8 protein-coding genes are annotated in these 13,901 nt (G+C 57.1%); 4 read left to right on the top strand and 4 right to left on the bottom strand.

What is annotated here, in order from left to right; genetic code table 11:
- Positions 1 to 95: 95 nt before the first annotated feature.
- Complete coding sequence (locus HNH97_RS12330) at positions 96 to 2,432, bottom strand: TonB-dependent receptor (RefSeq protein ID WP_244949422.1); 2,337 nt, start codon at positions 2,430 to 2,432, stop codon at positions 96 to 98.
- Positions 2,433 to 3,375: 943 nt separating this feature from the next.
- On the opposite strand from HNH97_RS12330, the gene HNH97_RS12325 reads away from it, so the two are divergent.
- Positions 3,376 to 4,116: a YdcF family protein gene (locus tag HNH97_RS12325; protein WP_171791085.1), complete on the top strand. Its 741-nt coding sequence runs from the start codon at positions 3,376 to 3,378 to the stop codon at positions 4,114 to 4,116.
- A gap of 42 nt (positions 4,117 to 4,158) precedes the next feature.
- On the opposite strand, the gene HNH97_RS12320 is transcribed toward HNH97_RS12325, so the two are convergent.
- From HNH97_RS12320 to HNH97_RS12310, 3 genes are all read right to left on the bottom strand, one after another.
- Positions 4,159 to 6,225 carry a phosphocholine-specific phospholipase C gene (locus HNH97_RS12320; protein WP_171791084.1) on the bottom strand — a complete coding sequence of 689 codons (2,067 nt, stop codon included), beginning with the start codon at positions 6,223 to 6,225 and terminating at the stop codon, positions 4,159 to 4,161.
- 111 nt (positions 6,226 to 6,336) lie between these two features.
- Positions 6,337 to 7,284, bottom strand: a complete 948-nt coding sequence (locus HNH97_RS12315; protein WP_171791083.1) for an aliphatic sulfonate ABC transporter substrate-binding protein — start codon at positions 7,282 to 7,284, stop codon at positions 6,337 to 6,339.
- Positions 7,285 to 7,308: 24 nt separating this feature from the next.
- Positions 7,309 to 9,774, bottom strand: a complete 2,466-nt coding sequence (locus HNH97_RS12310; RefSeq protein WP_244949421.1) for a TonB-dependent receptor — start codon at positions 9,772 to 9,774, stop codon at positions 7,309 to 7,311.
- 403 nt (positions 9,775 to 10,177) lie between these two features.
- On the opposite strand from HNH97_RS12310, the gene HNH97_RS12305 reads away from it, so the two are divergent.
- The 3 genes from HNH97_RS12305 to HNH97_RS12295 all read left to right on the top strand — a co-directional run bounded on the left by HNH97_RS12305 (position 10,178) and on the right by HNH97_RS12295 (position 13,753).
- Positions 10,178 to 10,900 carry an ABC transporter permease gene (locus HNH97_RS12305; protein WP_244949430.1) on the top strand — a complete coding sequence of 241 codons (723 nt, stop codon included), beginning with the start codon at positions 10,178 to 10,180 and terminating at the stop codon, positions 10,898 to 10,900.
- Position 10,901: 1 nt separating this feature from the next.
- Positions 10,902 to 11,636 (top strand): ABC transporter ATP-binding protein, encoded by a 735-nt coding sequence (locus HNH97_RS12300; protein WP_171791080.1) that lies wholly within the window; start codon positions 10,902 to 10,904, stop codon positions 11,634 to 11,636.
- A gap of 173 nt (positions 11,637 to 11,809) precedes the next feature.
- Positions 11,810 to 13,753 (top strand): CocE/NonD family hydrolase, encoded by a 1,944-nt coding sequence (locus HNH97_RS12295; protein ID WP_171791079.1) that lies wholly within the window; start codon positions 11,810 to 11,812, stop codon positions 13,751 to 13,753.
- The last annotated feature ends 148 nt before the right edge of the window (positions 13,754 to 13,901 follow it).

The raw sequence follows: 13,901 nt of genomic DNA, 5'->3' as shown, positions 1-13,901 counted from the left end.
GCCATACCCTGTTGACGTCATGCCTCCACGGGGCATCGTGAAGATGCCTGCCCCAAACGTGATGCCATGACACGTGCGACGGCAGGCCGGATCAATCAGAAATCAGCGGTCAGTGACACCATCGCCGTAAAGGCGGACCCCACGACGTAGGTCGGTGTGGAGGCGCTGACCGTATTGCCCTGAATTCCCTTGCGGGTCACGGCGGTCATGCCAAACCCATTGATGGAAGACAGGTAGTTGACACCGCCCATGTTGACCAGGTTAAGCATTATTTTCGGATGGACATGGGTATGGAACGATGGGAGCGTGCGGCCGATATTCAGGTCCGCCGTAATATATCCGGGGATTTTCTGGTCATTCATCAGGGTGGAATACTGCCGCCCCTGATAACGCAGGTTGAAATTGCTGAAATAGGTTCCGTCGTCATAGGTCAGGCCGATCGCGCCGCTCCATTTGGGGGAACCGGGTTCCTCCTTCCCTTTGGTAGGCAGGTAATCCGTGCCTGCGTTCACATTATTGCCAATCGCAGTATGGAGATACTGGCCCGAAGCATAGGCACTGATATGGTGCCAGGGACGTGTGCCGATTTCGCCCTGAAATCCCCATGCCTCCTCACCGCCGGCGGAAATTGGAGTACTGATCAGTACGCTTGTTCCCGGAAGGTAGGATGAACTTGAAATCTGATGATTCGTCAGGTTGTAATGAAACCATGATGCGGAAAAGTTGATCGGACCATTATGCCGGTAACCGACTTCTTCGCCGATAAAATATTCCGCATTCAGGTTGGCGGTCGGCTCACTCGAAGGTTTGGGGGACGTCATGGAGAACTGCTGCACATACGGACTCCATCCGGCAGGCAGTCGGTAGGATGTCGTGGCATTCATGTAGACCTGATCTGCCCGGGTGATGTTATAGCTGGCCAGAAACTGTGGCGTAGGCTCGAAATAATTCTTCCCGGCCTTGTAGGGCGTCGCCCCCGGCAGATCTTCCGTTGCGGTAACCGATGCCATGGAGGCCTTGAAGCCAGCATCAAGGACAAGCCGGCCGCCAAGCAGGGTGACCTTGTCATCAATGCCGATGGCGTTGACCTGCTGGCGTGTATTTTCCTGATATCCGGTAACACGCATACCGTTGGCCGTCAGGTATTTTTCTCCATAATTCCATGAACCGGTGGAGGAGAGGGGATACTGGTCCTGATATTCGGTGTGACCGCCATAGGAATACCAGTAAAATACGGAAAGCGAATTGTGTTTCGTCTTCCAGTTCAGGTTGGTCGTAAAGCCGCTGGTGTTCTGTCGCCACGGATGTACGCTCTCAACCGTAACCTTGCCGGACTGCCCTGCGTAGCCGTCAAGGTAGCTGTATTGCTGCGTTCCGATATACCCCCCGGCGATGGGGATCGTGGAGCCATAATTGTTCGGGCCACTCTGGAAAGTAGTGTAGGGTTCAACATGTAACGTCAGTCCCTTGGCAAGGGCGAAGTCGTTATGTATCGCGCCGAACACGACATTTGTGAAACGTTCGTTAATGGCGTAATAGTTCGAATCCCCGGCCTGATACTTGCCATCATAATTGAAGCTGGTCCCATACTGGTTCCACTGTGCCAGGGATGGATTGCGATAGATATTCTGGTGGGACGTGGTATATCCAAATACGATATCGGATGTACTGTTGCGTGACCATCGTTTTTCGAGATTGGCATCAATATGATAACGCTCGATATTGCCCATCCCGCGCCACAGGTTGCCTGCGGAGTGGGAGAACGAAGCGAAGGCCCTGACATCGCTATGGCCGATTTCACCGGAATTGAGGCGAATGAACTGCTTTTGCAGGCTGTGGGTGCCGCCGGCGAAATCAACGCTGCCGCCGAATTTGTCCGAAGGACGGATTTCCTGCATCGAAACAATGGCCCCGTCCGCATTGTAAAGCGGCGCAGACAGATCAACGGACCCCTGCGTGACCTTGACCGAGGCGATGTTTTCATTATCGACCATTGACGACGCCCAGGGCGCATAACTGAAGGCGTCCGAGACCGGGACACCTTCAAACAGGAAACCGATCTGTGTCTGGTCCAGTCCGCGGATATGCATGGTTTCCGTTTCGGTGTTCAATGGACCTTCGTTACCTGCCTGAACGCCCGGAAGGCTGGCGATCAATTGTGTTGGCGAAACGGTTGGAACCTGTTTGGAAATATAGGCACGCGAAACTTCACTGACGGCAACAGGCGCTGTCTGGCGGACCAGAAGGCCGCCTCCGGAATTGCGATGTTGCGCAACGACACTCAGTTCTTCGCTCTCCTGACGCGGTCTGGTCTCCTTGCGCGTCGTTGTCGAAGGCGCATGCGAACGGGGGGAGCCAGATGTTACGTTCCCGAATTTTCCTGACGGGGATGTCCTGTCAGATTGTGCGGCAAAGGACTGCTCCGTGTTCATCAGAATACCGCAGGTCATCATGATGCACGAGGAAAAAAGATGGCAACGCAGGCGGCCATATGATGTGCCGTATTTTCTGATGGTCAGAATTTTCATTGAAAACACCCGGATCTGGAAAGGTAAGGTTCAGAAAAGGAAGCTTATGGAAAGAAATGCGAACAGACATGACGGCAGCCATCATGATGCAGTCATGGCAATGTCCGGATCTGTCCTGCCCCCGTTCATTTCGTGTCCAGCATGGTAAGCGGTCCCGTAGATGTGTTCCTTTTGAGGATGGGACACTTCTACGGAATGCATGAAAGAAGACGTGTGATTGTTTCGTGATGTTTTTATTTCTGTTTCATGAAAATCATCTGTCGGCAGTCGTGGAACTGGTTTCGTTCGCTTTTCTTCTGTAGGAACCATCTTGTTTGCGATATCCTGCATGCAGTCCATGGCGCTGCCCCGTGGATATTCTTCACGTCTGTCAAGGAAGTGAAATTTGAGAAAAATACTGTTCAGGACACGTCTTGTTATTATATGTGCCGGGTTGTTCGGCGCCGTGTCACCAATGGCGGCACAAACTATCCCGCAGGAGCGGGATCATGTCACCGAGAGCCTGCAGCGTCGGATATTTCCGCAGTTTTCGGACATCATGTCGAATGCAGGATTGAAAAAAACCATTTTTTCCGAAGGTGATATACAGAAAATCCTGCAGGATCGCCGTATGCGCGCCGTTGATGCACTGAAATGCATGCCCGCACCACGATGTGAGGTGGAGGCATGGAAAATTACATCGGATGAGCGGCGCATTATCGGGGAGGTCTTTGCACGTCTTGCTGCGCGCCTGCCTGTATTCAGGACCTATGGCGCTGCGCAATGGCAACGTGATGCGGATGCGGTCAATTATATCCTGTCCGTATATGGCGAAGGCGCATCACCACATTACCCGCGTATCGACGCGATGGCGCAGGATGCAACAGCAAAGGATTACGGTCAGTTGGTCTCCGGCCTGCAACTGCACGCCCTTCAGGTGGCACCGCAGCCAGATGAGGACGTTTTTTCTGCGCCGATACATTATGCCATGCTCATGCTGGACATGAACGATCGTGATGATGCCATACATTTTCCGATGCTGTGGCAGGAATGGAACGCGCAGGCCCTTCATGCCGCGCGAAACCTGAACTGGCGGCACTATGCCTATACCGCAATAATCGTACCCGGTGCAGGACCGGAACAGGCGGGTGTGGCGTTGTCGGCGATGGGGAAATTCCGCCTGATGCTGGCGGTAGAGGCATTCCGCAAAGGGTTGGCGCCTTTCATCCTTGTTTCGGGTGGGGCTGTCCATCCCGCGCAGACCCGTTATGTTGAAGCAGAAGAAATGCGTCGTGCACTGGTCACGCGTTTTGGGATTCCGGAACGCAATGTCATCATGGAACCATATGCCCGGCATACCACGACCAATCTGCGCAATGCGTCACGCCAACTGGCCACCCTCAATGCGCCGCAACAGCAGCCTGCCCTGATTATTACGGATCAGGACCAGAGTGCCTATATCGAAAGCCAGACCTTTGCACAGCGGAACCAGAAGGAACTGGGATGTGAACCGGGGACTTTGGGTAAGCGTATCTCACCTTTTGCCATTCCCTTTCATCCTGATGCACGCTGCAATGCAACGGATCCCCGGGATCCGCTGGACCCATGAATATCAAGAATGCAATCAGGGCTTGCCTGTCATGGCAACTGCTCAACAGGTATGACGGCCAATGGCCGGATCGGTTGTGCTGTCACGTCCTGTTTCGACATGTCCGGCAATACGCCATGTAAGATGATGATGCCTGTCGCGCAGGATCAGGTTATACCATCCGGATGTCTCCTTGGTCTGTATGTCCAATTGGACCGGGGAGGCAGAAGCTGGGCAGTCCGTCACATGGCCTGTATAGGCATCTTCGACCCGAAAGTGGGTCAATGGGGCATGCAGCATGAGGATACATTTCCCGGTAACAGGATCATTTTCAGATGCGACCGATATCTCTCCGTATTTTCGGTGCATCCGTCCGGCAAAGCCACGAAAGAAACCATTGGGACCGTGGATATCGAGATCATAATGACCATGGGCATCTGTCATCCATCGGTCCGAAAGTGTCCCGCCCGGTGCGACGCCATAGGAGCGTGGCGGGGCATCCCCGGCAATGTCGCGCACATGGAATATTGCTGCTGCCTTGCCGGAGTTGACGAACATGACCTGTATATCCGTGCCGCCATGATCGATACGCGCAGTGACATGCAGGTCATAGGGAAGGGGCCGCGCACGCCGGATGCCCTGTTCCTGGACCGGCATGGTCTGGTGCGTGGGAAGGGTGACGACGGAACTGGGGTGAACATTTTGGTCCCGGGGGGCATAGGATGTGGTGGCGGGAAGCGGGGGGAGTGCCGTGTTCGGGTCTGCAAAATCAAATGCGGACGTCAGGTCGCCGCAGATGGCGCGCCGCCACGGGGTGATCTGTGTTTCCACCAGTCCGGGATGATCCCCTGCAAAACGCCGTTCGATAAAACGGATGAGGGAGGTATGGTCAAAGACCTCGGAATTGACCCATCCGCCCCTGCTCCATGGGGAGATGACCAGCATCGGAACACGCGGTCCCAGTCCGTAAGGGCCTGCATCATGCATGGCGCTGCCGGGAAAGATTTCATGTTCTGTTGAAATGCTGGACTGCCCCTGTGTCGGATCGGCCGGGGGGACGGGGGGCATGATGTGGTCAAAAAAACCATCATTCTCGTCATAGGTGATGAAAAGGGCGGTCCGGCCCCAGACGTCCGGGTTGGACGTCAATGTCTCGATGATCCGCGATATGAACCATGCGCCATAATTTGCGGGCCAGTTGGGATGTTCGTCATAGGCATTGGGACACATCAGCCATGAAACCTGCGGCAGCGTGGTGTTTGCCACATCCCGCCGGAGGTCATCGAACAGTGTGCCTGACACGGCGATGTTCGTGCCGCTTCGGGCCTTGCGTGCCAGTGGGCTGCGTGCTTTTGCGGTCTGGTAATTGACGAAGCGAAGAAGGGTATTGTTGGCCGAATTTCCGATATAGTGGTTCTGATCGTCACCCCATCTGTTCCGGGCCGTCAGGCCGGAGCCAACGTCCTGATAGACCTTCCATGACACGCCTGCGGCTTCCAGTCGTTCAGGATAGGTCGGCCAGTCACAGACCATGTCGTTCGTGTCGAGTTGCGGACCATATCCCCTGCCATCATTGCCCGTCCATCCGGTAAACATGTAGTTGCGATTGGGATAGGTCGGCCCCATGACCGAACAGTGATAGCTGTCGCAGATGGTGAACGCATCGGCCAGCGCGTAATGGAAGGGGATATCCGCCCGGTTGAAGTGGATCATGGTGGAAGGCGTCTTGTGCGCGACCCAGCCATCCCATCGGCCATGGTTCCATGCGCGATGCGTGCTGTTCCAGTCATGAGGGGTGTCACCGATGAAACTCAGGCCGAGGTTATCCACCGCCGGGCGAAACGGCAGCAGCACGCCCTTCCCATGTGGCTGTTCCCAGACCGGCCGCCCGTTGGGCAGGCGCATGGCCCGGGGGTCACCAAACCCGCGCACCCCGGAAAGTGTACCGTAATAATGGTCAAAGGACCGGTTTTCCTGCATCAGGATGACGATGTGCTCGACATCCCTGATGGAGCGTGTACGGGTGTTGGCCGGAAGCGCAAGGGCGCTGCGGATGCTGTCATGCAATGCTGTGGCGGTTACGCCTGCTCCCAGGAATTTCAGAAAGGAACGGCGATCCGACTGCTTCATGGCATGCTCCGCAGGTAACATCAGCAATAAAGATGTTACCCTACGGCAGCACAGGAATGGTGAGTGTGGATTTTACATGAAGGTTTCATGACGGATTACTGACGGCTGCCATCATCCCTTCAGTGTGGCGATGCTTTTCCTGATGTCAGGGAGCGTGCCGATAAGGTTTTCCTTGTGAAAGGCGGCCGCGATTTCTTCCTGCTGTGCAATGCTGTCGTCATCCATGGCATTGAACCTGAAGGGCAGTTTTTCGACGGAATTGCGCACGATATCGGGTGCCAGTCCGGTGCTGCTGGCCAGGATCCGCGTGACATCTTCCCTGTGTGCCTGCGCCCAGTTGTCGCATTCGATGATGGCGTTCCTGACGGCCACAAGAAGGTCGGGACTGTTCTGATAGAAAGAAACGCTGGAGAGGTAGAAAGACATCGCGCCCTTTATGTCCGCGCCAGTGGCAAGGGCGCGTGTTTTCTGCCCCACGGCGGAGAGGTAGGGATCCCATATCGCCCAGGCGTCGATGGTTCCGGCCTCGAACGCTGGCCTTGCGGCGGCAGGCAGGAGATAGGAAAGGTGAATGTCATGAAACGAAAGCCCTTTTTGCAAAAGGCTCGACAACAGCAGCCAGTTGGCGTCCGATCCGCGTGTCACCGCGACCCTTCGGCCTTTCAGGTCCTCAATGCTCCGGATCGGGCTGTCATCATGGACAATGATGGCCTCGCTTGACCCGGATTTGGGTTCATGACCGAAATAGACGATGGAATCCGGAATATTGGCCTGGGCAAAGACAGGGGGCAGGTCGCCGGTCTGCCCCACATCTATCGCCCCTGCGGCCATGGCCTGCAGCAGGGGAGGGCCGGCAGGAAACTGCGACCATTCGACCGTAATGCCCGTATTGGCCAGCGCGGTCTCCAGAAAGCCCTTTTCCTTGATGAGGACAAGTGTCCCGTATTTCTGATACCCGATCCTTATCCTTTTTTCGGCTGCAAACGCTTTCTTTTCAAGCAGCATGCCCGTGGCGCCTGAAAGCATCAATGTCATCAGGGTGCGTCGGTCCAGCATCATCTGGTTTTCCTTCCTGCCATGTTTTCAGAGGTGATAGGTGAATTCGCCGCCAAACATGGCAGGATCGCCCAGTTGTCCATAAAACAGCCCCCCGTTGGCCTGCGGGGTCATGGTAATGAAATAGCGTTTGTCCAGCATGTTATGTCCCCAGAAACTGACGTCCCATTTTCCTGAACGCGGGCGTGTGCCGATATGGGCATCGAACAGGCCATATGGCGCGATCCGGGTGTAGGCGGATTCGGACGGATCCGCGTAATAACTGCTGCGATAGGTATAATCCCCGCCAATATAGAGCAGGAGGTTGGATCCCCAGTGCGCGGAGGCAGGGAGGAACGACTGGAACGCAATGGTGTATTCCAGCCCCGCCGAAAGGTTCCATTTGGAATTGAGCGGGATCTGGTTTCCTGAAAGGTCTTTCATGGTCTTGACGTTGGAGGATTCAAGCGGCTGTGTCGCATTGCGAAACGATGCATAGAACGCATCCGTATAGGCAGCGGACAGCCGCCCCTCCAGCCCCGGTGCCAGCGTGCCGCGCGCATCGAGTTCGAACCCGCGCGAAATGACGTGATTCGCATTGGTAAGATAGGAAATGATCGTTCCCGTTGGCGTATAGTAGCTGGCGCTGGTAATGTAGTTGTGGATGTTGTTCCAGTATGCCGATGCGTTCAGCAGGAGCCTTTTGTTGAAAAAGGCGTTCTTGATGCCAAATTCGAACATGTCATTCAGTTCCGGCTTCACGTCGGGATTGGCGCCCTGCGATACATTCAGGTTCGCCACGTTGATGCCACCGTTCCTGACGCCACGGCTGTATGTCGCATAAAGCAACTGCGCGCCATTGGGCCTGTAAACAAGGCTGAGGCTGCCGCTGGGTTCCGTTTCACGATGAAAGGCACGATAGGACATCGGCGCCCCGAACATGGAATTGCGCAATGTCGTCGCAAGGCTGGCATCCGCTGCCGACAGGCCGGAAAATGACTGACCGGAACTTGTAAATGACTCATATCCGCCGGATTTGGTGACGAAGGAGTAGCGGAATCCGCCTTCCACGCTCAGTTTCCGGCTGATCTGGTATTTCGCCCTGACATACCCGGCCAGGGAGTTCGTAACCGGGTCGTCCGATGCGCTGTAGCCATAACCATTCAGGGCGGCGTTATAGACCGCAGGGCTGTAGCCATAGCCATAATATTTCGCCCCCTGCGGGGTAATGGCGTCATAGATGGAATCGGGCACGGCCTCGTACATGTAAAACACGCCGCCGCTGACCTGCCATGGCCGGTTTTCCGGGGAGGAGATGCGCAGTTCCTCTGTCGCATGCTGTTCATAGACCTGGTTGTTGCCAGCGGTCTGTGCCCAGATGCCCGGAATGATGCCTGTCCCGCCGGTATAGGCATTGTGCGGATACCAGTACCATGTCCGCCACGCGGCGATGTTTTCCAGTTTCCAGCCGTGGGGAAGGCGATAGTTGAGGTCCAGAGACACGCCGTAGGATTCCTGGTCATAGGCCTGGCTGCCCGGACCGCTGATCAGCATGTCCCTGAAACTGTGCGCCGGAATTGCCGTCGCCCCGGCATAGGCCGCGCGCTGTGCATAGGTGCCAGAAATTGCCGCGCCATTGGCGTAATTTGACAGCATCGTGGAGGGAACGGACACGCAGCAACTGCCCCGCAGATGCGTGTAATCGGCAATCAGGCGCAGGCTCAGCCTGTCCGTCGGGTTGGCAAGGATCTGCCCCTTTACGCCGATATCATGGTAATCCTGATACATGCGCCCGGTTGTCACGTTTCTGACGTAACCGTCGCGGTTATTGGAAAAACCGGAGATGCTGTAGGCAACCCTGTCACTGTTGCCGACGGCCCCGGTCGCACGCAGCCGGATGTTTCCCGTATTGTAACTGCCGTAATCGCCCGTGACGCTGTACTGCCGTCTGAAGGACGGGGCGGCCGTGGTGATGTTGATGATCCCGCCATCATTATCGACGCCGCCACGTGTCGCCTGCGGTCCCTTGAGCACCTCGAACCCGCTCAGATCCGTGATATCGTAAAGGACGGCCCCCGGCCGGGTCTGGTAAACGCCGTCGATATAGACCGCCGTTCCATTTTCCAGACCATCCTGCGCGGTGGAACTGAAATTCCCCAGGCCACGTATGTTGATTGCCGTATTGCGCGGATTCGTGACCTGAAGTGTCACCGACGGCAGAAGTTTCTGCGCCTGCTGCAGGTTGGTGATCTGGTGTGACTGCAGGTCCTTTTCCGTCACGGTCGTGACGGAGACGGGATCATTCTGATGTGCAAGCACCTGGCGGCGGGACGTCGATGCCGCCCCACGCACATGTATGGTTTCCATGCCGTGGCTGATGACAGGAGCGCTGGCGGCGGCCTTGCCCCTGACAAGATGCGGCGTGGGCCGGGCCGTGTCCTGCGACGCTGTCCGGGTGGCCGCATGGGCGTCAGGGGTAATGAACAGGCAGCAGGCAAAAAAGGTCGACGTCATGACAAGCCGTTCCGGGACGCCGGGGCCCGGTCGGTTCGCCTTCCGCGTGGATATTGGCGGCTGCATGTTCGTGAAAGCCATAAAACAACACTTCCGAATCGGTCGAAGGTGAAACAACATCACCGTAACGTGGAAAATTGGCAATAGTTTTATAAATATGCATTGACAACAGTTATATGATGGATTTGCATGCTGACAGAAGTGAAAAGCGCGATGGAAAAAGGCGCGTGCGTTGCCGCAGGCCATCACATGTCGGGAGGATCAATCAGGCGTCATGAAGGAACTGACAGATATCGGCGCAGACCGCCGGCAGGAGGGGGCAGTCCGCATTCCCCATCCCTCATGGCGTGCCCGCCTGGGCGCATGGGGTGGGGGATGGCGGCGTTATGCATCGTCCGTGATCATGCTTGGCGGCTGGCAGGCGGCTTCATCGGCAGGCCTCATCCCGCCGCGCATCCTCTCGTCTCCGCTTCAGATCCTGCAGACCGGATGGGCGCTGGCATGTGACGGGACGTTGTCCGCCAACCTCGAAATCTCGCTCCTGCGGGCGTCGGCGGGGCTGATTCTGGCCGTGGTGGTGGGGGTGGCCCTTGCGCTTGTGGCGGGACTGTCGCGCACGGGGGAAGACATCGTGGACGCCCCATTGCAGGTGATCCGGACGCTGCCGGCGCTGGCGCTGGTGCCGCTGTTCATCCTGTGGTTCGGGATCGGGGAACTGCCCAAGATCCTGCTGGTGGCCCTGGGGGCGATGTTTCCCGTCTATCTCAACCTGCACAAGGGCATTCGCGCGGTGGACCCCAAACTGATGGAGATGGCGTCGCTGCTTGGCCTGTCGCGCCGGGCGACCATCCGTCACGTGGTCATTCCCGGCGCGCTGCCCGATTTCCTGGTCGGACTGCGGTTTGCCGTCGGGATTTCATGGCTGATGCTTGTGGTGGCGGAGCAGGTGAATGCGGAAAGCGGCATCGGCCACATGATGATGGATGCACAGGATTTCCTGCGGACCGACATCATTCTGGTCGGACTGGTCATCTATGGCGTGCTGGGACTGCTTTCGGATCAGGTCGTGCGTTTCCTGGAGGCGCGGCTGCTGGTCTGGCGTCCCCTGCGCGAGAGGAAGGTGTAACATGACGCATGCTCCTTTGGCCCTGCGGCAGCGTGGTGACGTGCAGGTGCGTGGCCTCATGCACCGGTTCGGGGAAGGGCGACCTGTCCTGAACGACCTTGACCTGACGATCGGGGCGGGGGAATTCGTCGCCCTGCTGGGGCGGAGTGGTTCGGGCAAGTCAACGCTGCTGCGGATGCTGGCCGGACTGGACCATCCCACACGCGGGGAGGTCGTGGTGCCCGCCAACAAGGCGGTCATGTTTCAGGAAAGCCGCCTGCTGCCATGGATGCGCGTCTGGCAGAATGTCGCGCTGGCGACCCTGCCGGAAGGGAAAGCCGATCGCGGCAGCGCCGAGCGACTGCTGGGCGAGGTCGGCCTGTCGCATCGCACGGAGGCATGGCCCCTGACGCTTTCCGGTGGGGAGGCGCAGCGTGTCGCCCTGTCGCGTGCGCTGGTGTGTGATCCGGATTTCATCATGCTTGACGAACCTTTCGGCGCGCTCGATGCACTGACGCGGTTGCAGATGCAGCGTCTGGTGCTGCGGCTATGGTCCCGGCATGCCTGTTCGATCCTGCTGGTGACGCATGATGTGGACGAGGCGCTTTTGCTGGCGGACCGGGTTCTGGTGCTGCAGGAAGGACGGATCCATATGGATGTGCCAATCGACATTCCCCGTCCGCGCCATCATGCGGACCCGGATTTCGAGGCATTGCGGACAACGCTGCTGAATGCTCTGGGCGTTTTTGGGGACTGATCTGTTATTTCAGAAAACTTTTCCATGGAAATGAAAGTTTCCGGGCGCGGCCTTTGGCCTGAAAAGGCGGAAAATGCCGGGATTTCATGAAAATGTCATGGCGATCCAAACGGTTTGTATGGGGGATTTTTTTGTGACACAATCGTATCGAACCCCATGTGACCGAGACCCAGATGACCCTTGCACACCGTGCCCCGGCCTTCAGAACCCTGCTCCTGCTTTCCGTCCTGACGCTTCCGGCGGTCATGCCGCCTGCCAGTGCCCATGCTGACGATGTGGGGCAGGTGGCCCCGAAAAGCGGCTATGTCGCGAAAGAGGTGATGATCGCCATGCGTGATGGCGCGCACCTGCAGACCGTGATCGTCACCCCCGCGCACCAGAGCGGGCCGCTGCCGATCCTGATCATCCGCACGCCCTATGGCGTACCGGATCAGGCAACCGTCGATCGGGAATCCGTCAAGCCCGTCTCAAGGGAACTGCCAAGCTGGCAGGCATTCCAGAAGGACGGGTACATCATGGTGTACCAGAACCTTCGCGGACGGTTCAAATCGGAAGGCGAGTTTCTCAAGACCTCGCGTTATGACAGGAATGATCCCAAGCAGGCCAACGAGGTCAATGATGCATGGGACACCATCGACTGGCTGGTGAAAAACGTCCCGCAGAATAATGGCCGTGTCGGCATCTACGGCGTGTCGTATGCCGGCCTGACGGCGGGCCTTACGCTTCTGAACCCGCATCCCGCGCTCAAGGCGATCAGTGAGCAGGCATCGCCTGCCGATCAGTGGATGAATGATGACGATCATCATTATGGTGCGCTCAGGGAAAGCTATACCTTCGAATATACCGTGCTGGAGGAGGCGGACCGCAATGCGAACACCAACTTCGATTTCAGTAAACATGACGTTTATGACTGGTATCTTTCGCTTGGTCCGCTGACCAATATCAACGCGAAATACCTGCATGGGAAGCTGGATTACTGGAACAGCGTCATGGCCCATCCCGATTATGACGCATTCTGGAAAGAGGAGGCCTGGGTCAACAAGGTTCATGCCTCCACCGTCCCGAACCTGAATGTCGCGGGATTCTGGGACCAGGAAGATCCGTGGGGGCCGTGGAAGATCTTCCGCGGGGCAGAGCAGCATGACCCGGACAACACGAATTTCATTGTCGGTGGCCCATGGTATCATGGAGGCTGGCAGCGGACGGACGGGGAAAATATCGGCCTGCTGCCCATGGGAGGCCACAGGACGGCGGAGGAATTCCGCGAACAGATCGAAGCCCCCTTCTTCCGCTATTACCTGCATGAAAAAGGGGAAAAGCCGAACTGGAAGGCCAAGATGTTCGAAACCGGGTCGAACCGGTGGCGCCAGTACGCCACATGGCCGCCTGCCGACGTCACGCCGAAGGAGCTGTATTTCCATTCCGACGGCACGCTGTCCTTCACGCCGCCGAAATCGGGCGAGGCCCCGTTCCGGCAGTATGTTTCGGACCCGGCCAATCCCGTTCCCTATCGCGCGCGACCGATTTCACCGACCTATCCGACGCCGGAATGGCGGACATGGGAAACCAATGACCAGCGCTTTGTCGATCATCGTCCCGATGTGCTGACCTTCACCAGTGCGCCGCTGGAGGAGGAACTGCGGGTTGCCGGCCCACTGGAGGCGCACCTGTTCGCCTCCACGTCGGGCCGGGATTCCGATTTCGTCGTGAAACTCATTGATGTGTTCCCGGAAAAGGACCAGAAGGCCTTTGTCGCGCATCCGGACGCAGCGACATGGGCGGATTCCCTTGACGGGTATGAACTTCCCATCGCCATGGAGGTCCGGCGTGGGCGTTACCTGCACGATTTCTCCCATCCCGCACCGCTTGTACCGGGCAAGGTGCAGGACTGGGACGTGCCGCTGCGTGACCATGACCATGTGTTCCTCAAGGGGCATCGCGTGATGGTGCAGGTGCAGTCCACATGGTTCCCGCTGATTGACCGTAATCCGCAGACATGGGTCGAGAGCATCTACCAGGCAAAGGAAACGGACTTCAAGCCAGCCACACAGCGTATCTTTGCAACGGCGGCAAGCCCGTCGCACATCACGTTGCCGGTGCTTCCTGCCGGGCAGTAAGGCTGGATCTTCTGCTCCGTAATGTCGCCTTTTTTAAAAAGGCGACATTATTGAGGGTTTTTTTTGGGGCCTGTTGGGAATTATGCTTTTTTCAAGCATCTGCATATGATTCAAAGCCTGTATGGATCGCTTCGTACTGACAGACGCC

Source organism: Gluconacetobacter entanii (assembly GCF_013155425.1).
In the GTDB taxonomy this organism is placed as follows: Bacteria; Pseudomonadota; Alphaproteobacteria; order Acetobacterales; family Acetobacteraceae; genus Novacetimonas; species Novacetimonas entanii.
The sequence above is the reverse complement of the archived record's forward strand: the minus strand, read 5'-3'. Positions and strand labels throughout refer to the sequence as shown.